The sequence below is a fragment of the Vibrio sp. 1CM24A genome (genome assembly GCF_023161725.1).
Classification (GTDB): domain Bacteria; phylum Pseudomonadota; class Gammaproteobacteria; order Enterobacterales; family Vibrionaceae; genus Vibrio; species Vibrio coralliirubri.
The window spans coordinates 70,974-96,242 of record NZ_JALNTS010000004.1; the positions used below are offsets into that span (position 1 = coordinate 70,974).

Sequence of the window (25,269 nt, forward strand, 5' to 3'; positions counted from 1 at the left end):
CATCAAGAGCAACAATGCAACATATCATTCCGAGAAAAATAGCTTTTTGCTAATGAACTAATCAATAAGAGAATAGTCTACATAAGTTAACTACTCCACCAGTCACATATCAGTTTTTAAGATAATCTTAATAATTATTATAAATTCGATAGAAATACGGCTCTGAATTTTCAACTATTCATCTCACTTTTATATTTAAATATGTAATAGAAGAAATACTATTTGTTTTATTCCTAGGCTCTGTTTATTATTAGGAAGATTATTTAGTTTACCTTGATGGAAAATATCATGTCTGAATTAACAAAAACTCTATTAAATATCCGCAGCCTTCGTGCGTTCTCACGTGAATTAACTCTTGAGCAACTTGAAGAAGCGCTAGACAAGCTGACTATTGTTGTACAAGAGCGTCAAGAGTCTGAAGCTGAAGAACGTGCTGCTAAAGCAGAGCAAGAAGCTAAGCTTTCTGCTATTGCTGAACAAATTGCAAAAGACGGAATTGATGTTGCCGATCTTATTGCTGCACTTTCTGGTGAAGCAAAATCTAAAACAACAAAAGCTAAACGCGCTCCTCGCCCAGCGAAATACAAATACGTAGACGCAAACGGCGACGAGAAGACTTGGACAGGTCAAGGCCGTACGCCTTCAGCTATCCAAGAACAGCTAGATGCTGGTAAATCTCTAGAAGAATTTGCTATCTAAACATTTAGTTTACTTAGTGAGTAATCAATTACACGCTAAGCAATAGAATTAATATTTAAGTCGACCAAAGTATTATTTACGACTTCAATATATTCAGAAACAAAAAAGGCTCCTTTCGGAGCCTTTTTTATATTTGTACTATCAGTATTAGAAACCAACTGATACTGATAGTACTACTGATTAAAGAAAGTAACTTATCTTTCCCAGTACGCTTCTTCTAGGCTATCTTCTCTTTCAGGAAGGCCACGAGATAAACGTGGAGAGTGTTGAACCAACACTTCATAGCTAGCACGGTTAGAATATTTACAAACTTGTGAAAACGAAGAGTACGTCAAGAATGAATGTTGGTGCTTACTTGAGTTTGGCACGTTTTCTTTGTGGTACTTATTAGCAGCCATATCATGTAATAAAGCTGATAACGCAGCATCACCTGCACCGTTAGTGTTTTTGATCTTTTCTGGACCACCCATGTATGGTGCAATGTGCGAATACACTTTAGTTGGGTTTTCACATAAATCTTTATGCGCAGGACGGCTAAATTCAAAACGGTTGAATTCAGCAATTGAACCTGGAAGTAAAGGCAGTGACGTTTCACGCTTAGCTGCATCTTCTGTATAACCAGCCATAAATAGGCCAACAGGTCCCGCAGTACATAGAACAAGGTCTACCCACTCTAGCGCTTTATCTGATGCAGCCAGTGGATCGCTTTCACCCGTTAATGCTTCAGCTTCGTCTTCATTCATTGCAACAACCGTTACGTGTTGCTCAAGGAAGTCTTTCCAGAATTCTGGATCATCTTGAATAACGAACTTAGTACCCAGTGTAAGAACGACTGGCACATCGTATTTCTTCGCGTATTCGATCGCTTTCATTGTTGCTTCAGGCATCGGGTCGCCTGGCTTACAACGAACTAAATAAGCGGTTAAAACTAAAGCAGAAGCACTTTTGAAGATTTTTTCAGGAATGCTTTCTGGTTTTAATTGGTTCATTTGTCCTTCGCTAATTGCGAAAGTACGTTCACCGTCTTCTGTAATTAATGCAAAGCAGCGACCAATTGCGCCATCTACCCCTTGTAAATGGTTCAGATCCATTCTGCTTGATGTATTACATAAATAGCGGTAACCGTAGCTACCAATCTTAATATCTTGGCTCATTACACCTAACAGTGTAGAACGGTCATCCGCTAGCACTGAATAGTTGTGTAATGTGTTACCAATTGTGCCACCAGCGTATTCATTGGTAATCAGGCACTGCTCTTTTAATTCTTGATATAAAGATTCAGCGGCTGCGTCGCCAATAACCAGTGAATGTCCCTTGCTCAAACCATACTTCTCAATAAGTTCAGAACTCACCTTTGCTTCAATATCCACCAATGTTTGGTCAATACCGATAATATGAGTGCGTGACATTCTTTTACTGCTTTGAGCTTGGCTCACTAGAGGATCACGAGCGTGAACCGGAAAGTAGTGCTTTGATTTACGTTGTCCAGGGAATTTCATAGGGCTAGTCTAAGTCAAGGGGAAATAGGTGGCGGATTCTACCGCGCTATATTTAACGCGGCAATCTTTCAAACTATAGCAAACGTTTGCTGAAGGTTTTTTTTATTCGCCTTCCATAAAGCTTAAATCAGGCAGCATGCCCAAATGCTCTGCGTAACGCTTTTGATTAAACTCCGCGCCGTTTTTCATAACATCAAATACTTCAATTGCCAGTGCACATGCCATAGCCGCAATTGCTTCTTCACGTGGAGTGCCAGTCATCATTAAACGCATCAACGTCTCTTTCACTTTCACTGGTTCGCCATCTTCAAGCTGGTTCTCGATAATCTCAATCAGCTCTTCTTCTTGCATAAATTCGTTTTGTTCAGACATTTTTTTTATCTCAGGTCTTGGATTTCGAGCGACTATGCCACATATACTTCTGACATCCTAGCGACTCACCTCGCTCTCATGCGATTCTCTAACAAAGTCAGCGCACTATTTGTGCAAATGAAACTGTGATTCCGGTCTCGGATCTGTCACGGCGTTTCTCTTTCTGTTAGAATCTGCGACCAAGTAATAGTAACGGTGTTTAGACATGTCAGATATCAGCTCTGGAAACAGCGAAAAGAAAGTAATTGTCGGTATGTCCGGCGGTGTAGATTCGTCAGTATCGGCGTATCTTCTTCAGCAACAAGGCTATCAGGTAGAAGGCCTTTTCATGAAAAACTGGGAAGAAGACGATAACGAAGAATACTGCACGGCAGCTGAAGATCTTGCTGATGCTCAAGCGGTATGTGACAAACTAGGTATCCACCTTCACACTATCAACTTTGCTGCAGAATACTGGGACAACGTATTCGAATACTTCCTTGAAGAGTACAAGGCAGGTCGTACACCTAACCCAGATATCCTTTGCAACAAAGAAATCAAATTTAAAGCATTCTTAGAGTTTGCGGATGAAGTGCTAGACGCAGACTACATTGCGATGGGTCACTACGTTCGTCGTACTTTCCCAACTCAAGAAGAGCTTGATGCTGGCGTAAAACCAGAAATGCTACGCGGTCTAGACAGCAACAAAGACCAAAGCTATTTCCTATACACGCTAAGCTCAGATCAAGTGGCACGCAGCCTATTCCCTGTCGGTGAATTAGAGAAGCCAGAAGTGCGACGTATTGCTGAAGAGCAAGACTTGATCACAGCGAAGAAGAAAGATTCAACAGGCATCTGCTTTATCGGTGAGCGCAAGTTCACTGAGTTCCTAGGCAAATACCTACCAGCACAACCGGGTAATATTGAAACACCTGAAGGCCAAGTGATTGGTCAACACCAAGGTTTGATGTACCACACGCTAGGTCAGCGTAAAGGCCTTCATATTGGCGGCACTAAAGGTGGTGGCGGTAACGAAGAACCATGGTTCGTTGGTGAAAAAGATCTGAAGCGTAATGTTCTGATCGCAGTACAAGGTAAAGATCACCCTCTTCTAAAATCAGAAGGTTTGATCGCTTCTCAGCTTCACTGGGTAAATCGCACACCAATTACTGAAGTTATGACATGCACGGTAAAAACACGTTACCGTCAAACCGATATTCCTTGTACAATCATCCCAATTGATGATGAGAACATTAAGGTTATTTTTGATGAGCCACAGATTGCTGTGACCCCTGGTCAATCGGCAGTGTTCTACCTAGACGACGTTTGTCTTGGTGGTGGTATCATCGAAAAGCGCATCTAATCAAATCGACGAACAACAAACGATAGAAGACAACTAGGAGTTACTACGTGGCTAATACACTTTATGACCGTACTATTGCTTTCGCCGGAATTTGCCAAGCTGTGGCTTTGGTTCAACAAGTAGCGAAAGACGGACATTGTGATAAAGATGCCTTCGAAGCCTCACTCAATGCTATTTTAAATACCAACCCGGCGAACACCGTGGGCGTATTTGGACGTGAAGCGAACCTAAAACTTGGCCTTGAGTGCTTAGTAAAAGGTATCGATAGTACTCCAGCTGGTAGTGATATTACTCGCTACATCATCAGCTTGATGGCGCTTGAGCGTAAGCTATCTTCTCGTAACGACTCTATGTCTCAGCTTGGCGATCGCATTCAAACTGCAGAACGCCAAACTGAACACTTTGATCTGTTTGACGAGCAAATGATCAGCAACCTAGCAAGCATCTACCTTGATGTTGTGAGCCCTATTGGCCCTCGTATTCAGGTTTCTGGTACACCATCTGTACTTCAACAGACATCGAGCCAACATAAAGTTCGTGCACTGCTTTTATCAGGGATTCGAAGCGCTGTTCTTTGGCGTCAGGTTGGTGGTAAACGCCGCCATCTTATCTTCGGTCGCAAGAAGATGATCGAGCAGGCTCAAATCCTACTAGCTCGAATGTAATTTATTAGCTCGCGCCTCGTCGCGAGCTTGTTTTTTGTATCAACACAACTCTCACGCAAACGATTGCGCAATGTGCGTGACAATTGAGATTGTTACTGGTATAAACCTCTCAAAATTTAGAAAACTCAATTCAGGAGAACACCATGGAACTGTCAGCATTGACTGCTGTTTCACCAGTAGACGGCCGTTACGGAAGTAAGACTATTGCATTACGCAGCATCTTTAGTGAGTTTGGACTACTAAAGTACCGCTCTATCGTTGAAATTCGTTGGTTACAAAAGCTTGCAGCAACTGATGCAATCAAAGAAGTACCAGCGTTCAGTGCAGAAGCTAACCAGTTTCTTGATGAACTAGCCGCTAACTTCAGCGAAGAAGACGCTCTGCGTATCAAAGAGATTGAGCGCACGACAAACCACGACGTTAAAGCAGTTGAATACTTCTTGAAAGAGAAAGTTGCTGGCGTTCCTGAGCTTCACGCAGTTAACGAATTCATTCACTTTGCATGTACTTCTGAAGACATCAACAACACATCTCACGCGCTTATGCTTAAAGAAGCTCGTGATACAGTGATTCTTCCAGAAATTCGTAACGTAATTGATGCTATCAAAGCTCTTGCGAACGAGTACCGTGATATTCCTCTTCTTTCTCGTACACACGGTCAGCCAGCTTCTCCTTCTACTATGGGTAAAGAGATGGCTAACGTTGCGTACCGTATGGAGCGTCAATTCAAGCAAATCGAAAGCGTTGAGATCCTAGCGAAAATCAACGGTGCTGTAGGTAACTACAACGCTCACCTTTCTGCATACCCTGAAGTTGAATGGCACCAATTCAGCGAAGAGTTCATTACTGAATCTCTTGGCGTAACTTGGAACCCGTACACAACTCAAATCGAACCTCACGATTACATCGCTGAGCTATTCGACGCTGTTGCTCGTTTCAACACGATCCTTCTAGACTTCGACCGTGACGTTTGGGGCTATATCGCTCTTGGTCACTTCAAGCAGAAGACTATTGCTGGCGAAATCGGTTCTTCTACAATGCCGCATAAAGTTAACCCAATTGACTTCGAAAACTCTGAAGGCAACCTTGGTCTAGCTAACGCAGTATTTAGCCACCTTGCACAAAAACTTCCAGTTTCTCGCTGGCAACGTGACCTAACTGACTCTACGGTTCTTCGTAACCTAGGTGTTGGTGTTGGCTACGCTATCATTGCATACACTTCAACTCTGAAAGGTATTAGCAAGCTAGAAGTTAACCGTGAAGCGCTACTTGCTGAACTGGACAAGAACTGGGAAGTACTGGCGGAACCAGTACAAACAGTAATGCGTCGTTACGGTATCGAGAAGCCATACGAGAAGCTAAAAGAGCTAACTCGTGGTAAGCGTGTAGATGGCGAAGGCATGCGTGCATTCATCGACGGTCTTGAAATCCCTGCAGACGAGAAAGTTCGCCTGAAAGAGATGACACCAGCGAACTACATCGGTCAAGCAATCGAGCTGACTGACAAGCTGTAAGATTCGAACAAACGAATAAACAAAGGCTTCCCACGTGGAAGCCTTTTTGTTGCGTAAAACAAATGTATCGAACAGTAGTCCCTAAATAAAACAACAGTCGTCAATCAAGCCTGACTTCTCCAATTAGCCTACCGCATTTAAATACTGCAAACCGCATTAGACAAACACCCGTTTCTTTTCTTAAGCAGCAAGTACAAAAAAGGCTACCCGAAGGAAGCCTTTAGAATGCATATTACCGCTTAACGACAGCAGCTTGTATTAGAAATTACATGTTACGTAGAGAAGCAATACGCTTATCTAGCGGCGGGTGGCTCATTAGAAGCTCTGTTAGAGACTTCTTACCGTTGATACCAAACGCCATCATAGAACCTTCTAGTTGTGGCTCGTGACTCACCTTTAGACGCTCTAGCGCTGCAATCATCTTCTCTTTACCTACCAAGTGCGCTGCACCTGCATCAGCATGGAACTCACGATGACGGCTGTACCACATGGTAATGAAGCTCGCTAGGAAACCAAATACCAGTTCCAGCACCATAGACACACCGAAGTAGACCATCATGTTGCTGCCACCCTCTTCTTCGTTGTCATTCGACGCAACAATGTTGGCGATGAAACGAGATAGGAAGATAACGAACGTGTTCACAACACCTTGCATTAGGGTCATAGTCACCATGTCACCATTCGCGATGTGGCTAACTTCGTGAGCTAATACCGCTTCAGCTTCGTCACGCGTCATACTGTGCAGAAGACCCGTTGATACTGCGACCAATGAATCATCACGCTTAGCGCCCGTTGCAAATGCGTTGATGTCTGGCGAATCGTAGATCGCCACTGTTGGCATACCAATACCAACTTGTTGAGATTGACGGCTTACCGTCTCCATCAACCAATGTTCTGTTTCGTTACGTGGGCTTTCAATGACCATGCCGCCTACAGAGCGTAGCGCCATTTTCTTCGACATCATTAATGAAATGAATGAGCCGCCAAAACCAAATACCGCAGCCATCACCAATAAGCCTGAGAGGCTACCGGGTTGCATACCTGTAACTGCGTATACAATATTAAGAACAACACTTAGTACCAATACAACCGCTAGGTTGGTTGCAAGGAACAACATTACTCGCTTCATTACTTATCTCCGCATGAAAGCTGTTTTTATAAAACTTATTGTTATAGACAAGGCAGACAGCAATAGATTCCAACCTTGAGACTTATACTTACTTATACATATAGTCTTAGATTAAGAAAACAAGGTTAAGCATTAAATTGCAACATTTGATTACGAGACCATATCCGAATTAAATCCACTCTATTAGACCTAAGTCGTATGGTGTCGATATAACAATCCGTTTACAGTGACTTCAAATGATTTATTGGCTAGTCCATGTACAAAAAGGGAAGGATCATGGTTGAAGGTACTAACACTCAAATGGCTATCGATTTACTGTGCTGTCACCTAGGGATTACTGAAGAAGAAGCGAAAAAGCAGATTGGAATCCTAACACCGCAAACGGCACAGACAAAAATCACAGAAACTCAGCAAGCTTTAATGGGACTGACGAAAGAACATTAACCTCTAAGCTTGTTTATTAAAAGACCGGTTGTTTATCAACTCAAGGTCTAAAGGCTTAAAATAGCAAAAGGGCTGCAATCGCAGCCCTTTTCTTATTTAGTACTTAACGAGATAATTAAAGCGCAAGCAAAGGCTGCACATCAATGTACTTACCAATGTTCTTAGACTTCGCTTTTGGTACGTAAGGGATTTCACCTAATTTTGGCGCACCTAGCTTATCTTCAAGCATCGCAATAATATCTGCGTAGTGCTCAGTACCTGGATTGATACGGTTTGCGACCCAACCAACTAGGTTTAGGCCGTCAGTACGAATCGCTTCTGCCGTTAATAGAGCGTGGCTCAAACAACCAAGTTTAATACCCACAGTAAGTACTACTGGCAGCTGCTCTTTTTTAACCCAGCTAGACAGATATTCATCATCTGAAACCGGTACACGCCAACCACCAGCACCTTCAACTAACACGATGTCAGAGTTTTGCTTATGCTCTTTCAGCTTTGCAGATAATACGGCTTCATCAATCACCACACCGTCATGCTTTGCAGCGATGTGAGGCGATGACGGTAACAATAGTGCATACGGGTTTACGTCTTCGTAAGCAATATCTTGCGTCGCCGCTTCTTGAAGATGCAGAGCATCACTATTACGTAAACCTTCAGGGTATTTCTCACACCCTGCAGCAACTGGCTTATAACCAATTGTCGATAAATCTTGTGCGGCCAAAGCTTGAAGAATCGCTTTTGAAACCACAGTTTTTCCCACTTCGGTATCCGTACCTGCAATAAATAATGCATCAATCATAATTGAATAACCCCTAAACAAACTTGATATGTTGCTGGCAAGAAACCTTGATGGTTTTTAAACTCTCGATATTCCCGTTCAACAAGCTGCAACATGCTGCGACTTGTTAAACCCTGTGAGCGACCACTTACGTGATTAGCGCCGATGCCTTTAAGGTCGCGCATCAGTTCAAACGCAGTGTCGTACCAAACGGTGATGGTGGGCAAGTCTAGTTGATGAACCGTACAGCTAGATTGCGCTAACGCAATTTTTACCTGATTGATTGTAATAAAATGGTTAACGTGTTGATGTGCGTCAATTTTGGACCATGACTTTTTCAACTCAAACAGTGACCCATCAAGCAAAGTTGAGAAAATAACACGCCCACCAACTGCTGTAACACGCTTCATCTCTCTCAAAGGCGACGACAAATCGTCACACCATTGCAACGCAAGGCTAGAGAAAACGATGTCAAAACAACCATCTTCAAACGGCAATTGTTCGGCATCGGCTTGTTGATATAAAGAGACAGATGCACCACACCGCTTCTCTGCTGTTGCTAGCATTCCAACAGAAAGATCAGCGCAAACCACTTCGGCGCCTCGTTTTACAAGTTGCTCTGAGAAATAACCAGTACCACAACCTAGATCCAGCACCTTAAAACCTGACAGATCTCTGGGTAGTTTATCCAGTAAGCGGTGGCCAACATCGCGCTGAAATTCAGCGTGTTTGTCATAGGTTGTTGCTGCTTTACCAAAGGCTTCGGCAATCGCACTCTTATCTTGGCCAACGTAATTATGCACTACTGCTTCTTGTGACATTTACTGAGCCTCTTTATTTGATTCAAAGCTTGGATGGATACCAGATTTAATGCCTGAGTCGATGCTTCGTTCAATGGCTTGATGCAACGACCTGGTTAATTGGAGAACCTGTTTTTGGCTATGGTTAGCTGTTAACGTGATTCGTAATCGAGCAGTTCCAGCAGGTATGGTTGGCGGCCTTATTGCGGTCACCCAAACTTGGTTTTGCTTTAACTCTTCAGCTATAGATAATGCCGCCTGAGCTTCACCTATCACAAATGGCTTAATCGGAGTCTGAGTATCCACAAAGCCTTTCAAGCCGCTCACCTGCTCTGTATAAAGAGCCCCTAACTCCGCCAGCTTTTCTCGGCGCCACTCTTGAGTTTGAATCATCTTACAGGCATGAGACAAAGCTACCGCTTGTGAGGGTGGCATTGCCGTAGAATAAACATGATGACGAGCAAACTGAGTTAGATAGTCACCGACTTCTGACGAACACAAAACTGCAGCGCCAGACAGGCCAAATGCTTTACCAAAAGTGACGACTAGAATATCGGGTGAGATTTGTGCCGCACTGCAACTCCCTGCCCCTTTATCACCTAACACGCCAATACCGTGGGCATCATCAACCGCCAACCAACTGTCGTATTGATTTGTCAGGCTAGAGATACGCTCGAGAGGAGCTTGGTCGCCATCCATGCTAAACACACCTTCAGTCACGACTAACGATTGCGGAGAGCGGCTCAATAGCGACTCTAAATGTTGCGTATCGTTGTGCTTAAAGCGTTTCATGGTTGCAGGACAAAGCATCCCCGCTTCCATCAAAGAGGCGTGATTAAGCTTGTCTTGCAGCAGAGAGTCGTCTTTTTCGAGCAGAGAAAACAACAAGGCTTGGTTGGCGCTGAAACCAGAACTAAAGAGAATGGCACGTTCAAAGCCCAACCATTCACAGAGTTGAGCTTCTAAATTTCGATGAACAGGACTAAAACCCGTGACCAATGGTGATGCCGCACTGCCAGCACCATACTGAGAAAGCCCCGCTTGCCACGCCTCCACCAATTCAGGGTCGTTCGCCAAGCCTAGGTAATCATTACTCGAAAAATTGATGAAGCGAGAGCCTTCGCAATTAAGCAAAGGACCATTACTGTTTTCGAGCACCTTAAGTTGACGAGTTAGCCCCTGTTCACGGCGTTGAACAAGGGCATCTTTAATACGAGATTTAAACAGTGGCATCGTAGAACATGTCATCTTTCGTTGGACGAGCAGCAACGCGCTCCACCACTTGATCTAACAGTTCGTTTTCTTGAATTTCATCAGGTTTCTGAGCCACTTGCTGGCTGTTGATACCTAACTTCTTAAACAGCTGCATATCCGTGTCTTCATCTGGGTTTGGTGTAGTCAGTAGCTTACAACCGTAGAAGATTGAGTTCGCGCCAGCCATGAAGCACATCGCCTGCATCTGTTCATTCATATTCTCGCGACCTGCAGATAGACGAACCGCAGACATTGGCATCATGATACGAGCAATCGCAATTAACTTAATGAAGTCAAAAGATTCAACATCATCGACGTTTTCCATCGGTGTGCCTTTCACTTTTACGAGCATATTGATCGGCACACTCTCAGGGTGTACAGGAAGGTTCGCTAGCTCTACCAGCAAACCTGCACGGTCATTGGTACTTTCGCCCATACCAATAATGCCACCAGAACAGATCTTCATACCGGCATCGCGCACGTGAGATAACGTATCTAAACGATCTTGGTAAGTACGAGTGGTGATGATGCTGCCGTAAAACTCAGGAGACGTATCAAGGTTATGGTTGTAGTAATCCAAACCTGCATCCGCTAGCTCGCCGGCTTGATCTGGCGTTAACATACCTAGCGTCATACACGTTTCTAGACCCATGCCTTTCACACCTTTGATCATATCAGTCAGGTGAGGCATATCGCGTTCTTTCGGGTTTTTCCATGCCGCGCCCATACAGAAACGAGTCGAGCCTGCGTTCTTGGCTTTTTGCGCTGCATCTAAAACACGCTCTACTTCCATTAGGCGCTCTTTGTCGACATCCGTTCGGTAGTGAGCACTTTGAGGACAGTACTTACAATCTTCAGGACAAGCACCGGTCTTAATCGACAGAAGCGTACTCACCTGCACGTGGTTGTGCTCTTGGTACTGTCTATGAACCACTTGAGCTTCAAACATTAAATCCATAAACGGTTTTTCAAGCAGCGCTGTTACTTCAGCAACTGTCCAGTCATGACGAACTTCCACGTGTCGATCCTTTTTTATTATTTGATGTTTCATCTCTATCAATAGAGATTGCATTTATGCTTGGCTAGTCTACCGACAAGCTTTAGACTGTCAACACATTGATAATATCAAAAGTTTACATCTGGTTGTTTTTTAATCACCCCAAGAATGGAAGTTACTATGGATCTCGCCTTTGATCGCCAGCATATCTGGCATCCCTACACATCAACGTTAACACCTCTGACCTGCTATCCAGTCACCAACGCAGACGGTGTTTACCTAGAATTAGAAGGCGGAAAACGAATTATTGATGGTATGTCATCTTGGTGGTCAACCATCCACGGCTACAATCACCCTGAGCTAAATGCTGCAGCTCACAACCAAATCGATAAGGTTTCACACGTTATGTTTGGTGGCATCACCCACCAACCCGCTATCGATTTATGTAAAAAGCTTTTGAATCTCGCGCCAAGTAATCTTGAGCATGTTTTTTTGGCCGATTCAGGTTCAGTAGCCGTAGAAGTTAGCCTAAAAATGGCACTACAATATTGGCATGCTAAAGGACAACCTCGTTCAAAGTTCCTCACACTAAGAGATGGTTACCACGGGGATACCTTTGCGGCGATGTCAGTGACCGACCCAGACAACTCGATGCACAGCCTCTACAAAGGCTTTTTGCCAGAACACATTTTTGCAGACTCACCGAAGACAGGTTTTTGGGATAAATGGGACGCGAACGACATCAACAGCTTTCGAGAAAAGCTGGCAACACACCATCAAGAAGTTGCAGCCGTGATCTTAGAGCCCATAGTGCAAGGGGCTGGCGGCATGCGCATCTACCACCCTGAGTTCCTAAAACAAGTTCGCTTATTGTGTGATGAATTCAACGTATTGCTGATCTTGGATGAGATTGCGACCGGATTTGGCCGCACAGGGAAACTCTTCGCTTGTGAGCATGCCGATGTTCAACCGGACATCTTATGCCTAGGCAAGGCTTTAACTGGTGGCTATATGACATTGTCAGCGACGCTTGCGAGTAAAGAAGTTGCTGACACCGTATGTGGCGGTGAAGCGGGCTGCTTTATGCACGGACCAACCTTTATGGGCAACCCGTTGGCTTGCGCAGTCGGCGCGGCAAGTTTATCCATCATCGAGCAAGGCCATTGGAAAAATCAGACTCAACAGATTGAACAGCTTTTCTCTGAGTTGCTACCACCGTTGCGAGAGCATGATCTTGTCAAAGACGTGCGTTGGTTGGGCGCGATTGGCGTCGTTGAAACCCACACACCTGTCGATATGGAAACCATCCAAGCTCACTTTGTAGAGCAAGGTGTTTGGATCCGTCCGTTTGGTAAATTGATTTATATGATGCCTCCATTTATCAGCGAACCTGCGCATATCGAGAAACTTGTTTCAGCCATTGATAAAGCTCTACAACAATCAGCTTGCTTCAAGTCAAATTGATATAAATAAAGCCAAATAGAAATTCCGAAAATTTATAAGTATATAAGCCGAAACGCCGCCTTTAGAGTGCTAAAGGTGGCTACTCACAAGGCAAATAATCAGACAGTAAATAAAAACATCTCAATCTGATATTTTATCTATGGTTCCACCCTGAAGAATCTCACAAATAAATTTAATCCTCTCCATAAAAACAATTAGCAAAAGAGTGTTACCTATCGGGTCAATAGCCGCTTAAAATACAATCCATTTTTTGTCGGATATTATGATGAGCTTCCTCATTCGATTTCATTCTAGAATCCAATCAGCTAATTCAATTCGACTGTACTTAGATAATAAATAGTAACGAAAGCTTGTATCAACTTGGTAGAAACAGAGTTCTCTGTTTGTCGATCGTGCAAGACAGCAACGCAACCCGTAATCGCTACGGAATTCACGTCAGTAAATAATTTAAAGTAAACATGAAATTAAACCAACTCAATGCACTTATCGTTGATGACTCATCGATCGTGCTATCAACCATCCGCAATATGTTGATCCATGTCGGCTTTTCAGAGCGAATGATTTCAATTGCTAAGTCCCCTCGCATCGCTATGACGATAACAAGCGAGACGACGTTTGATGTGATTATCTGTGACTATAACTTTGGTAACACCATCAACGGCAAGCAGCTGTTTGAAGAGCTTAAACAATCGAATAGATTGAAAGACGATGGAATATTTATTCTAGTTACAGGTGAGAATTCCGCTTTATCGATCCGCCCTATTTTAGAGCTTCGACCAGATAATTATTTATTAAAACCATTCAATCGTGAAACCTTAAAGCAACGAATTACAAGCTCATTAAAAAAGAAGCTAGTGCTACAAAAAATCTATAAGGCCGAACGAGAAAATGACTATAAAGCCGGTCTTGAGTTCTGCGAAGAGCTACTCGCCTTTAACCCAGAATACTTCGCCACAATTCAGCAATTTCGCGGAAGCTTTTTGTCAAAGCTCAAGCTTTACGAAGAAGCAAAGAACGTATATGAGAAGGCGCTTGATGAAGGCAGTTTTGATTGGGCTCAAGCGGGCCTAGCAAACAGCCTTGCGAATTTAGGTCAGATCACTGAAGCACAACAAATGATCGAAAGCTTGATTGATTCAGCACCCACCAGCACCTTGTATCGAGATCAAGCAGCTCAAGTGAACCTTATCAGTAATAAAGTTCCTGTTGCGATTGCCCATTTTAAATTGGCAAGTGAACTCACACCGGGTAACTCAGAAAGGGAACTGGCAATCGCAAACCTGTGTCTCTCCGTGAATGATACCAAGGCGGCGTTGGCTCACTATCAGAACTATGTGCAGATCAATAGAGATACCTTTCGAGATAACCTCTATATGAAGCTCAACCATATTCGATTTTTGCTCTATTGCGCATCTGGTGAGAGCAACAATAAAGCAACACTCGATCAAGTAAACCATCTGATTTCGAAGATCCCTACAGAGGCAAGAGCAGGTCTTCAAACTGATTTGGCGCTTATCGCAGCACACATTGCAATGGAATCAGAGCAGTACCAAAAAGCGGTCACTATTTTGACCGCACTGCACGACAGAAATAGCTTTAATGCATTCCCGGTCATCTATCATCACACCTGGTTGCTGGACAGAATGAGTTGTGAGAATGAGTTTAAAGTCGCAGAAAGCCGCTGTGGTATGTTGATCATCCAAACGGCGAACGAAACCGTTGTTTCTAGCCAAATGACCATGTGTAGTGAGATGAAACGCCGTAACGCAGAAAAGATGGAATGGCTCAAACAGAGCAACGTCAGCATTAAGCAGGCTTCATCGGATTATAAACAGGTACTGGTCGCTTATTTAGAGATTCACAAGCGATGCCCGATGATCAAAAACGTATGCATGAACATCGTCAAACTGCTCTCTGTTATTTGGCCTGACGCAATGGGCGCAAAACAGGTTTTAACGATTATTCAGAAGTGTGATGGCGTGGTCACTCAACTTTATACGCTTGATGAACTGACCAAAAACAATTATCAAAATTACTATCGAAAGGCGTTGCTAGCTTGTAAGCAAGCAGACGAAGCAACCAAAGCGAGCTTCTCTTTTATGTAGCTTCTCTTTATACAGCTTCTACTTGGGTAGTTCCAGATACGAAAAAGGCTTTGCCATTACAGCAAAGCCTTTTAAATATTCTGGCAAGTCAGGTTAATCTAAATTTGATTAACCTAAATTGACATTAACCGATGTGCGTTACGCCGCCCATGTATGGCTGAAGTACTGTTGGGATAGCAATACGGCCATCTGCTTCTTGGTTGTTCTCAAGAATAGCAACCATAGTACGACCAACAGCAAGACCAGAACCGTTTAGTGTGTGTACAAGTTCAGGTTTCTTCTCGCCTTTACGACGGAAACGAGCTTGCATACGACGCGCTTGGAAATCCCACATGTTTGAACAAGAAGAAATCTCACGGTAAGTCTCTTGTGCTGGAACCCATACTTCTAAGTCGTAAGTTTTCGCAGAACCGAAGCCCATGTCACCTGTACATAGAATCACTTTACGGTAAGGAAGCTCTAGAAGTTGAAGTACTTTCTCAGCGTGGCCAGTTAGCTCTTCAAGCGCTGCCATTGAGTCTTCTGGCTTAGTGATTTGTACTAATTCAACTTTGTCGAATTGGTGCATACGGATAAGACCACGAGTGTCACGACCGTAAGAACCCGCTTCAGAACGGAAACATGGCGTGTGAGCTGTCATCTTAAGTGGCAGTTCAGCTTCATCAGTAATCGTGTCACGAACCATGTTCGTTACCGGTACTTCCGCAGTAGGGATAAGCGATAGAGTCTTAAGAGGCACGTCACTTACTTGCTCAGTTAGCGGGCTTGTGTGGAACAAGTCTTCGCCGAACTTAGGAAGTTGACCAGTACCGTAAAGGCTATCGTGGTTCACTAGGTACGGTACGTACATTTCTGTGTAGCCGTGCTCATCAGTGTGAAGGTCCAGCATGAACTGAGCAATAGCACGGTGTAGACGTGCAAATTTGCCTTTCATCACGATGAAACGAGAACCCGAGATTTTAACTGCGCTAGCAAAATCAAGACCGCCAGACATTTCGCCAAGATCTACGTGATCTTTCACTTCAAAGTCGTAAGTCTTAGGTTGACCCCAACGAGAAACTTCTACGTTATCATCTTCATCTTTACCATCTGGCACTTCTGCATCAGGTAGGTTAGGAATAGACATTGTGATCGTTTCTAGCTCAGATTGAAGATCAGCCAATGCTACTTTAGCTTGGTCTAGTTCTGCGCCTAAGTTGCCTACTTCTGCAAGGATACGCTCAGCTTCTTCATGGTCGCCTTTTGCTTTCGCTTGACCAATGGACTTCGATCGAGAGTTACGTAACGCTTGTAGCTCTTCAGTTTTCATCTGAAGGGACTTACGTTTTTCTTCAAGTTCACGAATTGTCTCTACATCAAGGGTGAAGCCTCGACGTGCTAATTTTGCCGCTGTTTCATCCAGCTCAGCTCGAAGTAATTTAGAATCCAGCATTGCTAATCCTATGCTTTAGTTATTTGAATATTCAGTAGTTTGCTACTGAATCACTGCTAAACCCCTAAAACTGGTGCTATTTCGACCAATTTATAACGATTTAATTGAAATTTTATGACTAGGTAACGATATCCAAAAAAGACTACTTTTCATAGCGTTTTTGTGGGCTTTTTGCGTCCAAATCCGCCAGATAATCTAGCTTCTCGCCAATTTTGCTCTCTAAGCCTCGTTTTGTTGGGAAATAGTATTGTTTCTCTCCCATTTCAGGAGGCAGATATTTTTCACCCGCCGCGTAGGCTCCTGGTTCGTCATGAGCATAACGGTATTCTTGCCCGTAGCCCATGTCCTTCATCAAAGTTGTCGGTGCATTTCGCAAATGATGCGGCACTTCATATTCAGGAAGATTGTGAGCATCTGTTAACGCTTGCTTCCACGCGGTGTAAACGGCGTTACTCTTTGGTGCACATGCGAGATAAACAACCGCCTGCGCAATCGCACGCTCGCCTTCAGCAGGGCCAATGCGCGTGAAGCAATCCCAAGCCGACATCGCTACCTGCATGGCACGAGGATCAGCGTTACCGATATCTTCAGAAGCAATCGCCAGCAAGCGTCTAACGATATACAAAGGATCACAACCCGCCGCAATCATTCGCGCAGACCAGTACAAGGCCGCATCAGGGTTTGATCCACGAATTGACTTATGAACCGCGGAGATTAGGTCGTACCAAATATCACCCTTGTTATCGAAACGAGCGACTTTCTCACCAGCCACTTCAGCCAACAACTGCAAGGTTATCGCTTTCTCGCCTCTATCGTTATCTTCTGCCATGTCATACAGCAGTTCAAGGTAGTTAAGCGACATACGTGCGTCACCGTTAACCAATTCTGCAAGGCGATCTAAAACATTATCAGCAAAATCAGCAGGCACATCACCTAACCCGCGTTGCTTGTCTTCAATCGCTTGGCGAATAACGAGAGAAATATCATCTGTATTCAGGGACGTCAGTTTATAGACACGCGCACGTGACAACAAAGCGTTGTTCAATTCAAAAGAGGGGTTTTCTGTCGTCGCACCAATAAAGGTCACGGTGCCATCTTCGATATGAGGCAGAAAAGCATCTTGCTGACTTTTGTTAAAGCGATGGACTTCGTCCACAAACAGGATAGTTCTGCGCCCTGCTTGCTTGTTGTCACGCGCTTTATCAATCGCAATACGGATGTCTTTTACGCCCGAAGTTACCGCCGATACACGTTCTACTTCAGCATTGGCATAGTTTGCTGCCACTTCCGCTAACGTCGTTTTACCGGTGCCCGGAGGCCCCCACAAAATCATCGAGTGGATATGGCCCGCTTCCAATGCTCTGCGAAGTGGTTTACCTGGGCCTAATATATGCTGCTGGCCGATGTACTGTTCGACAGTTTCCGGTCTCATACGAGCAGCAAGGGGACGAAAATCTTCGTCCCCCGCAAAATCTAAGCTGTAATTACTCAATTGCAATCTCTTGATTCGTTGATGGCATTGATGCCTATCGACGTACTACCAAACGATCTGCTTTTTAGATCAGTTTCTTTGGTCGTCGACCTCGACACCTTCCGGTGCCACAAAAGTAAAGCGGTCTGCTGCAGGTTTACCCAAGTCAACATTGATAAAGGTAAACTCACCTTTTTGACCATCTTGTTCAATCACATTAAAGCCCTGAACAATGCCCTTTTCTGTGATATTAATCTGGAAGTCACCCTGATTAGAATCGACAGCGGTTGGCGTTAGCGTAAATTGGTTACCCGTTTGCGCCACATTATAGTTATCCCAATCGCTTTCTTGGTTACGAGTAAGCAGGACGAAAGGTGTTTGTGATGTCGCTTGCTCTTGCCAGTAAATGCTCACTTGCTCAATGAACGGGCTGTAGTACCACAAGCTCTGGCCATCAGATACCAACAAGTTTTCATCAGGGAACGTGGTTTCCCAGCGGAACAAGCTTGGGCGTGCAATCTCTACCGTGCCCTCTCCTTCCATAACAACATCACCATCAGGGCTGGTCACGACTTGTTTAAAGTCAGCGCTGAAGCCTGCGTTTAATGCCAAACGGCTACTCAACTCTTCTTTCGGAGAAGCAAACACTGAGAAGCTCATAAATAAAAGTGCGAATACTTTTTTCATCAATAATCCTGTTAGAACATAAGTCGGTCATATTTTCGATTTGACCGACTTAATGGGTATGAGTTCCTAGTGGAACTAATCTTTTGGTGGCGCTGGTGCTAAGACTTCTCGGTTACCGTTATGGCCCGGAGCACTCACAATACCTTGAGCTTCAAGTTGCTCGACAATACGTGCAGCACGGTTGTAGCCAATCTTGAATCGACGTTGTACGCCTGAAACTGAACCACGACGTGAATGAACAACGTGTTCTACCACTTGATCAAACAGAGGATCGACCTCTTCATCACCTTCCATCTTCTCGCCCGGAAGCAAGGTTTCAGGGGTTTGCTCGCCGTTGGTGATCTCATCAATATAGTTTGGCTTACCACGCGCTTTCCAGTTATTCACGACTGCGTGTACATCGTCATCAGATGCAAAGGCACCGTGAACACGAGTGGTGTGACTAGAACCCGGCGGCAAGTAAAGCATATCACCCATACCCAATAGTGATTCCGCACCACCTTGATCAAGGATAGTTCGTGAATCCGTTTTGGTTGATACCGTAAAGGCCACACGGGTTGGAATGTTCGCTTTAATAAGACCGGTAATAACATCCACAGATGGACGTTGAGTCGCTAGGATCAAGTGAACACCCGCCGCACGTGCTTTTTGTGCCAAACGCGCAATCAGTTCTTCAACTTTCTTACCGACCACCATGATTAGGTCGGCAAATTCATCAACGATAACCACAATGTAAGGCAGCTTCTCAAGCAATGGCGCTTCAGGGTCCATGCTGTCGCCCGGCTTCCACAGTGGATCGTGAATTGGGTGACCCGCTTCCGCTGCCATCTTAAGCTTATCGTTGTAACCTTTAATGTTACGAACGCCTAATGCAGACATCAGCTTATAACGTCGTTCCATCTCGCCAACACACCAACGAAGGGCGTTCGACGCATCTTTCATGTCGGTTACCACTTCAGACAATAGATGAGGGATGCCTTCATAAACCGATAGCTCAAGCATTTTCGGGTCGATCATGATGAAGCGAACATCTTCCGGTGATGCTTTGTAAAGCATGCTCAGAATCATTACGTTCACACCTACCGACTTACCAGAACCGGTTGTACCTGCAACCAGAACGTGAGGCATTTTCGATAGGTCAGCAATAACGGCTTCACCTGCGATGTCTTGTCCTAGGACCACTGTTGTTGGCGATTTTGCTTCTTGGAACTGAGGGCTAGCAACCACATCTGAGAAGAATACCGTTTGGCGGCTCATGTTCGGCAGTTCTAAGCCAACATAAGGTTTACCCGGAATCACTTCTACGACACGTACTGCCAATGCAGAGAGTGAACGCGCTAAGTCCATAGAAAGACCAGAAATACGGCTTACTTTCACACCCGGAGCCAGATCAAGTTCGAATCGAGTGATTACTGGTCCAGGGAAAATATCAACCACATCGGCTTTGATCTTGTAATCCGCTAGCTTAGATTCCACAAGGCGAGCAATTGCCTCTAATGCGTCACGGTCAATAAAGGTTTCACGCTTTTCAGGGTGGAATAACAATTCAAGCGTTGGTAATGGCTCAGCAGGCTTCGGTAAATTAACATCTTGTTGAACCAAGAACGGGTTCTGAGCCGCTGCCATATTCGCTTGGGCTTCAGAAACAATGCTTTGGAATGCGGCGACATCTTGATCTTGATGCGCAGATTCTTCTTCCGTTACTTCTTCCCAAGGAAGATCAACAGCTGGCTCTTGGCTTTGTGCTGTTGGCTGTTCAGGCTCTGAATGTTCTTCTTGATAAGAGAAAGGTTCAAACTGTTCTTCGGTTAATGCTGCGCCAGCTAATTCAGCGTCAGTCTGTTCAGACTCAAAATCTGAACCCTGTTGGTAGCTTTGCTCTTCCGTCACATCAAACGGTGAAGGTTGTGCAGAGAAATCGTCTTCCACCGTTGCTTCTGGCTCGCCCATAGGTGAAGCGTATAAAGATTCAGGTTGAACATCTTCAGCACCAAATTCGCCATTTACTTGTGGTGAGCTATCTAATTCTGGTTCAGCACTTTCAAGGTCAGCATGAGCAGGGCTAACTTCTGGCTGTTCATTCTGCATGTATTGTTGGTAGGCAACCTGAGAATCATGCGCGTCGACCTTATCTTGTTCCGCTAGGTCATCTTCATACATGGCCGCATTTTCTAGCTGCTCTATTGTTGCATTCAACTGTTTAGAGCGCTCAATACCTTCTTCTAACGGTTCTTCTGGTGCTTGGTAAACAGGCGCTGCAGGGATCGGTTGCTCTGGTTCAATTACCGCTTGGGGCTGAACCTGAGGTTCTTCATGAACAGGAGCATCTTGTTTCGCAGGAGCATCGACTGGCATGTGAATGTTGTAATGACGCTTCGGCGATACAGCATTGTCTCGCGCATTTGTCGCCACGTCCGAAGAATCATTGGTCGCAGAAAAACTCATCGCAGGATCTAGTGGATCATGCTCTGTTGATTCTTTGTTGTCTTCTATAGCAGGAACATCGCGGTAAGTTGGCTCTTGATGCTGCTGATGACGTTCTTCGATTAAATCGCGGTCTACTGATTCTCTTAATTGAGGCTCAAGCAACTCTTGATCTTGGCCACGAGCCTTATTAACAGCAGACGTGAAGAATTTGATGGCACATTCACCCAACCATTCCACAATACTTAACCAAGAAATACCGGTCAATAGAGTAAAGCCAGCACCCCATAAGAAAAGAAGAACCAGCGTACTACCAAGAACATTCAACGTTGGAAGAGCAAGACTTGTTAAAACGTCACCTACCACACCACCTGATGAGAAGTACCAGATGTCGTCAAAGTTGATATCCGCTAGACCACAACTAGTCAGAATTAGGATAGTCAGGCCAAGTAAGCGAGTGCCCCACAGCATGAAGTCGATCTGCTCGTCTTCATTACGTTTGCGGAATAATACCCACGCTGCAACCGTCACTAAGATAGGCAAAGGGTAAGCCAAAGAACCAAATACGAAGAAAAGCGTATCCGCCAACCAAGCACCTAGGTAGCCACCTGCATTTTGAATGTCACCACCCCACGCCGTTTGCGACCATGATGGGTCTGCAGGACTAAAAGTTAATAACGCAACGGCAAGTAGAATAGAGAAGAGAACACCGAGAATCAGACTGCACTCTTTGAGACGTTGAGAACCACTCAAACGAGGAGACTGAGGCTCTTCACTCGTTTTAATGATTGTTTCTACTTTATTACTGCTCTGCTTGAACATAAACCAACTTAATAATTAAACGGGATAAAAACATCTCGAGCGGCCAAAGCCGCTCGTTTCAATGAAACTACTGTTGATTTAACCATATCAAACAGAAAAACCCAATTCCAGAAAGCAAGAAAGCGGAACAAATGTCCGCTTTCTTTCATTTCACCAATTGTGACTAACGAGTTTTAATCACAAGTTGATTGGTTTGTTTCACTTCTTCCATTACTACGTAAGTTCGAGTGTCGTTTACGCCCGGTAGACGAAGTAACGTATCACCCAGTAGCTTACGGTAAGCACCCATATCAGATACACGTGTTTTTAGAAGATAGTCAAAATCACCCGACACTAAATGACACTCTTGGATGTCATCCAGCTTCTGCACAGCGGTGTTGAATTGTTCGAACACATCTGGCGCACCACGGTTCAACGTAATTTCAACAAACACTAAAAGTGAAGCATCAAGGTACTGTGGGTTCAGCAACGCTGTGTACCCAGTAATGTAACCTTGACGTTCTAAACGACGAACACGTTCAAGACATGGAGTTGGAGAAAGTCCTACTCGTTTTGAGAGTTCAACGTTTGAGATACGACCGTCTTTTTGCAACTCATTAAGAATGTTGCGGTCAATACGATCTAGTTCCTTGGACGGCTTCTTATAATTGTCTGCCATTTTTTATTCCACCTTATTACTTCCTTGCAAAAAAATATACTACAACTTTTTAATATTCAGTATCAAATTTTATCTGAACCTATCTATACTAGATATTAATTCGACAGAATTACCCTACACATAGATAAAACAACCAAAATAAAATGAGGAGTCAGGATGATCATTGGCGTACCTAAGGAAATCAAGAACCACGAATACCGCGTTGGTATGACCCCAGCTAGCGTGAGAGAACTAATCTCACACGGCCACCAAGTTTTTGTAGAAACCAATGCCGGTACTGGTATCGGTTTTTCAGACGATGATTACATCGCTGTAGGCGCATCCATTCTTCCTACTGCTGCTGACGTTTTCGCGAAAGCAGAGATGATTGTAAAGGTTAAAGAACCTCAAGCTGTCGAGCGAGCTATGCTTCGCGAAGGGCAAATATTATTTACCTATTTACACCTTGCACCAGATTTTCCACAAACTGAAGAGCTTATCAAGAGCAAAGCTGTCTGCGTAGCCTATGAGACTGTAACAGATAATATGGGTCGCTTGCCACTATTAGCACCAATGTCTGAAGTAGCTGGTCGCATGTCTATTCAAGCAGGTGCACAAACATTAGAGAAATCTAACGGTGGTTGTGGTCTTCTTCTTGGTGGCGTTCCAGGTGTTGAACCAGCAAAAGTTGTTGTTGTTGGTGGCGGTGTTGTAGGTGCTAACGCAGCACGTATGGCTGTAGGCCTTCGCGCTGATGTTACAATTCTTGACCGTAACGTAGATACGCTGCGTCGTCTTGATGAAGAATTCCAAGGTCGCGCAAAAGTGGTTTATTCTACTGAAGACGCTATTGAGAAGCATGTTCTAGAAGCAGACCTAGTGATTGGTGCTGTACTAATCCCTGGTGCAGCAGCTCCAAAACTGGTTACAAAAGAGCACATCGCTAAGATGAAACCAGGTTCAGCAGTTGTTGACGTTGCAATCGACCAAGGCGGTTGTTTCGAGACCTCTCACGCAACCACTCACGCAGACCCAACTTACATTGTTGATGACGTAGTTCACTACTGTGTTGCAAACATGCCTGGCGCTGTTGCTCGCACTTCAACTTACGCACTAAACAATGCAACACTTCCTTACATTGTTAAGCTAGCGAACAAGGGCTACCGCGAAGCACTTCTATCTGATGAAGGCTTCCTAGAAGGTCTAAACGTTATTCACGGTAAAGTAACTTGTAAAGAAGTTGCAGAAAGCTTTGACCTTGAATACGTAGACCCAGCAGAAGCAATCGCAATGTTTAACTAATGGTGTAATGACTAACTGAACGTAATAATCTTCTCGTTGAAGCGTTCAGTTAACTCATACACATTAAACAAAAAGCCAGTACGACATAATGTCGCGCTGGCTTTTTTGCGTTTCTGACTTAATTTGTATTTATAGCTTTATTTTGCATTAATGGGTTGAGATCGTAAAAAACGCGAATAGTACTGCTTACCACTAGCGCTCGATTTTAACCCCATGAATCAATAGATTTCTTGGCGTAATAGTACGTCCACAGAACTCTTCAATCGAAGCTTCATACCCTTGCTCTTGCAAATAGATAGCGCGATCTAAAGCTAGCCATATCTCTAATGGTCGTCTAAAGACTTGTTGAACCAAACTCAGCTTTTCCATTTCCCAGAAAAGCGCTTCGCCTTGAACTAAATAAGAGTCAAAATCAATCTCTGAACCCAGCGATAGCTCTTTCACTTCAGATGCCCAACGGCAGAAGGATTCAAAACCCTCAGCTAACTCTGATTTTTTGATGCTCGGTACAGGGAGGTATTCGTCAATGTTAAGTTCAGCCTTAAGTAACTGGCTAAAGCCTAGACGATAGCTCATCTCTAGTTGACGATGTCTTTTTACTCTTTCACCACCAGTGACGGTTTCTTGAAGCGGGATTCTTAAATCGCTCTTACTTAACGTTAATGCTGATCTTTTCGCTAAAGAAGACATCGCTTGGTAGTTTTCGTCTCGAATAAGATGATAACAACAAGGGGATATAGTCACCGCTGGTAGCCCATGTGACACTGACTTTTTAGCTAGCTCAACATGAAGATCGCCACAAGCATGAAGGGCTACGGCATGTTGGCTTGAGTTAAACACTTCATCAGCGCTTTCAGAAAAAGCATCACCTTGAACAAAATTCATCGCTAACTTCTGGTCATCCGCAATCTTTTGTCCGCTTTCGCATAACGATTGCTGCCATTCAAAGCTCGTGACTTTTTGATCCGATTGCTGAGATAGGATTCGACCAAGAAAGCCTTTACCAGAACACCACTCGAGCCACTCTTTTCCATGGTGATGCTCTAATACAGCCTCACCCATTGCGACAATTTGATGTAGCTTTCGGCCAGGAATACCATCAGCAGTACCACGTGGGAGGTCTAAACCAACCAAAGCTGTGTTATTGAACTGGATGTTTTGGCTAGCAGTATCTAATTCAGGTAGGAAACGAGTCAGTTCCTCAATCAAAAGCTGAGGCTGCTCTTTTAAGGTTTGAATGCTTTCATTATCTAAGCTTTGTAACCAATCAACGAGTGGACGATTGACCTCTTTCCACGGCTGCTGTTGAGTTTGGCATAGGTGGAAAGGCTCTGAACGCCAGTAAATCTGGTGCTCTAGCAAAAATGAATCGAGTATTTTAAATCGTGAATGCATGCTTCCCCCTATGATGCGTGGATTGTAAGGGTAAGAG

The 25,269-nt window shown here is 44.2% G+C and carries 21 protein-coding genes; 8 read left to right on the plus strand and 13 right to left on the minus strand.

The window, feature by feature from the left end; all coding sequences use genetic code 11:
* Positions 1-288 precede the first annotated feature (288 nt).
* A complete protein-coding gene (locus MSG38_RS10205; RefSeq protein WP_017060262.1) occupies positions 289-699 on the plus strand; it encodes an H-NS family nucleoid-associated regulatory protein in 411 nt (136 codons plus the stop codon).
* A gap of 194 nt (positions 700-893) precedes the next feature.
* Here the strand turns inward: MSG38_RS10205 and MSG38_RS10210 are convergent, their stop codons facing one another.
* Positions 894-2,198, minus strand: a complete 1,305-nt coding sequence (locus MSG38_RS10210; RefSeq protein WP_017065317.1) for an inosine/guanosine kinase — start codon at positions 2,196-2,198, stop codon at positions 894-896.
* A 102-nt stretch (positions 2,199-2,300) separates the two neighbouring features.
* Positions 2,301-2,570 carry a hypothetical protein gene (locus MSG38_RS10215; protein WP_010439986.1) on the minus strand — a complete coding sequence of 90 codons (270 nt, stop codon included), beginning with the start codon at positions 2,568-2,570 and terminating at the stop codon, positions 2,301-2,303.
* 205 nt (positions 2,571-2,775) lie between these two features.
* Here MSG38_RS10215 and mnmA point away from each other — a divergent pair, with 205 nt between their 5' ends.
* The 3 genes from mnmA to purB all read left to right on the plus strand — a co-directional run bounded on the left by mnmA (position 2,776) and on the right by purB (position 6,091).
* Positions 2,776-3,912 (plus strand): tRNA 2-thiouridine(34) synthase MnmA, encoded by a 1,137-nt coding sequence (mnmA, locus tag MSG38_RS10220; protein ID WP_048609389.1) that lies wholly within the window; start codon positions 2,776-2,778, stop codon positions 3,910-3,912.
* Between the two features lie 47 nt (positions 3,913-3,959).
* Positions 3,960-4,577 carry a high frequency lysogenization protein HflD gene (gene hflD, locus MSG38_RS10225; RefSeq protein WP_136974657.1) on the plus strand — a complete coding sequence of 206 codons (618 nt, stop codon included), beginning with the start codon at positions 3,960-3,962 and terminating at the stop codon, positions 4,575-4,577.
* Between the two features lie 143 nt (positions 4,578-4,720).
* Positions 4,721-6,091 (plus strand): adenylosuccinate lyase, encoded by a 1,371-nt coding sequence (gene purB, locus MSG38_RS10230; protein WP_019822492.1) that lies wholly within the window; start codon positions 4,721-4,723, stop codon positions 6,089-6,091.
* A gap of 265 nt (positions 6,092-6,356) precedes the next feature.
* Here the strand turns inward: purB and htpX are convergent, their stop codons facing one another.
* Positions 6,357-7,220, minus strand: a complete 864-nt coding sequence (gene htpX / locus MSG38_RS10235; protein WP_048617716.1) for a protease HtpX — start codon at positions 7,218-7,220, stop codon at positions 6,357-6,359.
* 276 nt (positions 7,221-7,496) lie between these two features.
* Between htpX and MSG38_RS10240 the strand changes: the two genes are divergently transcribed.
* Complete coding sequence (locus MSG38_RS10240) at positions 7,497-7,664, plus strand: hypothetical protein (protein WP_017078977.1); 168 nt, start codon at positions 7,497-7,499, stop codon at positions 7,662-7,664.
* Between the two features lie 115 nt (positions 7,665-7,779).
* On the opposite strand, the gene bioD is transcribed toward MSG38_RS10240, so the two are convergent.
* The 4 genes from bioD to bioB are packed head-to-tail and all read right to left on the minus strand — an operon-like array spanning position 7,780 to position 11,514.
* Positions 7,780-8,463 (minus strand): dethiobiotin synthase, encoded by a 684-nt coding sequence (gene bioD / locus MSG38_RS10245; RefSeq protein ID WP_248401756.1) that lies wholly within the window; start codon positions 8,461-8,463, stop codon positions 7,780-7,782.
* Positions 8,460-9,263 carry a malonyl-ACP O-methyltransferase BioC gene (gene bioC, locus MSG38_RS10250; protein ID WP_172380165.1) on the minus strand — a complete coding sequence of 268 codons (804 nt, stop codon included), beginning with the start codon at positions 9,261-9,263 and terminating at the stop codon, positions 8,460-8,462. Before bioC ends, bioD begins: the two co-directional genes overlap by 4 nt.
* The gene (gene bioF / locus MSG38_RS10255; protein WP_248401757.1) at positions 9,264-10,475 is read right to left on the minus strand and encodes an 8-amino-7-oxononanoate synthase; all 1,212 of its coding nucleotides are present in this window, start codon (positions 10,473-10,475) and stop codon (positions 9,264-9,266) included.
* Positions 10,462-11,514 carry a biotin synthase BioB gene (bioB, locus tag MSG38_RS10260; RefSeq protein WP_016792500.1) on the minus strand — a complete coding sequence of 351 codons (1,053 nt, stop codon included), beginning with the start codon at positions 11,512-11,514 and terminating at the stop codon, positions 10,462-10,464. Before bioB ends, bioF begins: the two co-directional genes overlap by 14 nt.
* 159 nt (positions 11,515-11,673) lie before the next feature.
* Here bioB and bioA point away from each other — a divergent pair, with 159 nt between their 5' ends.
* Positions 11,674-12,957, plus strand: coding sequence for an adenosylmethionine--8-amino-7-oxononanoate transaminase (bioA, locus tag MSG38_RS10265; RefSeq protein ID WP_248401758.1), 1,284 nt, complete (start codon positions 11,674-11,676; stop codon positions 12,955-12,957).
* A gap of 458 nt (positions 12,958-13,415) precedes the next feature.
* Entirely contained in the window at positions 13,416-15,062 is a 1,647-nt protein-coding gene (locus MSG38_RS10270; protein WP_248401759.1) for a response regulator, read from the plus strand.
* Between the two features lie 124 nt (positions 15,063-15,186).
* On the opposite strand, the gene serS is transcribed toward MSG38_RS10270, so the two are convergent.
* The 5 genes from serS to lrp all read right to left on the minus strand — a co-directional run bounded on the left by serS (position 15,187) and on the right by lrp (position 22,556).
* On the minus strand, positions 15,187-16,494 hold the full coding sequence (serS, locus tag MSG38_RS10275) for a serine--tRNA ligase (RefSeq protein ID WP_017107656.1): 1,308 nt from the start codon (positions 16,492-16,494) through the stop codon (positions 15,187-15,189).
* Positions 16,495-16,636: 142 nt separating this feature from the next.
* Complete coding sequence (locus MSG38_RS10280; RefSeq protein ID WP_248401760.1) at positions 16,637-17,992, minus strand: replication-associated recombination protein A; 1,356 nt, start codon at positions 17,990-17,992, stop codon at positions 16,637-16,639.
* A 63-nt stretch (positions 17,993-18,055) separates the two neighbouring features.
* Positions 18,056-18,652 (minus strand): outer membrane lipoprotein chaperone LolA, encoded by a 597-nt coding sequence (lolA, locus tag MSG38_RS10285; RefSeq protein WP_248401761.1) that lies wholly within the window; start codon positions 18,650-18,652, stop codon positions 18,056-18,058.
* A 75-nt stretch (positions 18,653-18,727) separates the two neighbouring features.
* Entirely contained in the window at positions 18,728-21,898 is a 3,171-nt protein-coding gene (locus MSG38_RS10290) for a DNA translocase FtsK 4TM domain-containing protein (RefSeq protein ID WP_248401763.1), read from the minus strand.
* 163 nt (positions 21,899-22,061) lie between these two features.
* The gene (gene lrp / locus MSG38_RS10295; RefSeq protein WP_004734558.1) at positions 22,062-22,556 is read right to left on the minus strand and encodes a leucine-responsive transcriptional regulator Lrp; all 495 of its coding nucleotides are present in this window, start codon (positions 22,554-22,556) and stop codon (positions 22,062-22,064) included.
* 156 nt (positions 22,557-22,712) lie between these two features.
* Here lrp and ald point away from each other — a divergent pair, with 156 nt between their 5' ends.
* Complete coding sequence (gene ald, locus MSG38_RS10300) at positions 22,713-23,837, plus strand: alanine dehydrogenase (RefSeq protein ID WP_017060246.1); 1,125 nt, start codon at positions 22,713-22,715, stop codon at positions 23,835-23,837.
* A gap of 192 nt (positions 23,838-24,029) precedes the next feature.
* Here ald and MSG38_RS10305 read toward each other — a convergent pair whose 3' ends face one another.
* Positions 24,030-25,232, minus strand: coding sequence for a methyltransferase (locus MSG38_RS10305; protein WP_248401764.1), 1,203 nt, complete (start codon positions 25,230-25,232; stop codon positions 24,030-24,032).
* Positions 25,233-25,269: the final 37 nt, after the last annotated feature.

What these genes read in the sequence shown, in the direction of transcription:
- MSG38_RS10205 (WP_017060262.1), top strand. Translation starts at nt 289, where the DNA reads ATGTCTGAATTAACAAAAACTCTATTAAATATCCGCAGCCTTCGTGCG.
- MSG38_RS10210 (WP_017065317.1), bottom strand. Translation starts at nt 2,198, where the DNA reads ATGAAATTCCCTGGACAACGTAAATCAAAGCACTACTTTCCGGTTCAC.
- MSG38_RS10215 (WP_010439986.1), bottom strand. Translation starts at nt 2,570, where the DNA reads ATGTCTGAACAAAACGAATTTATGCAAGAAGAAGAGCTGATTGAGATT.
- mnmA (WP_048609389.1), top strand. Translation starts at nt 2,776, where the DNA reads ATGTCAGATATCAGCTCTGGAAACAGCGAAAAGAAAGTAATTGTCGGT.
- purB (WP_019822492.1), top strand. Translation starts at nt 4,721, where the DNA reads ATGGAACTGTCAGCATTGACTGCTGTTTCACCAGTAGACGGCCGTTAC.
- htpX (WP_048617716.1), bottom strand. Translation starts at nt 7,220, where the DNA reads ATGAAGCGAGTAATGTTGTTCCTTGCAACCAACCTAGCGGTTGTATTG.
- MSG38_RS10240 (WP_017078977.1), top strand. Translation starts at nt 7,497, where the DNA reads ATGGTTGAAGGTACTAACACTCAAATGGCTATCGATTTACTGTGCTGT.
- bioD (WP_248401756.1), bottom strand. Translation starts at nt 8,463, where the DNA reads ATGATTGATGCATTATTTATTGCAGGTACGGATACCGAAGTGGGAAAA.
- bioC (WP_172380165.1), bottom strand. Translation starts at nt 9,263, where the DNA reads ATGTCACAAGAAGCAGTAGTGCATAATTACGTTGGCCAAGATAAGAGT.
- bioF (WP_248401757.1), bottom strand. Translation starts at nt 10,475, where the DNA reads ATGCCACTGTTTAAATCTCGTATTAAAGATGCCCTTGTTCAACGCCGT.
- bioA (WP_248401758.1), top strand. Translation starts at nt 11,674, where the DNA reads ATGGATCTCGCCTTTGATCGCCAGCATATCTGGCATCCCTACACATCA.
- MSG38_RS10270 (WP_248401759.1), top strand. Translation starts at nt 13,416, where the DNA reads ATGAAATTAAACCAACTCAATGCACTTATCGTTGATGACTCATCGATC.
- serS (WP_017107656.1), bottom strand. Translation starts at nt 16,494, where the DNA reads ATGCTGGATTCTAAATTACTTCGAGCTGAGCTGGATGAAACAGCGGCA.
- lolA (WP_248401761.1), bottom strand. Translation starts at nt 18,652, where the DNA reads ATGAAAAAAGTATTCGCACTTTTATTTATGAGCTTCTCAGTGTTTGCT.
- MSG38_RS10290 (WP_248401763.1), bottom strand. Translation starts at nt 21,898, where the DNA reads ATGTTCAAGCAGAGCAGTAATAAAGTAGAAACAATCATTAAAACGAGT.
- lrp (WP_004734558.1), bottom strand. Translation starts at nt 22,556, where the DNA reads ATGGCAGACAATTATAAGAAGCCGTCCAAGGAACTAGATCGTATTGAC.
- ald (WP_017060246.1), top strand. Translation starts at nt 22,713, where the DNA reads ATGATCATTGGCGTACCTAAGGAAATCAAGAACCACGAATACCGCGTT.
- MSG38_RS10305 (WP_248401764.1), bottom strand. Translation starts at nt 25,232, where the DNA reads ATGCATTCACGATTTAAAATACTCGATTCATTTTTGCTAGAGCACCAG.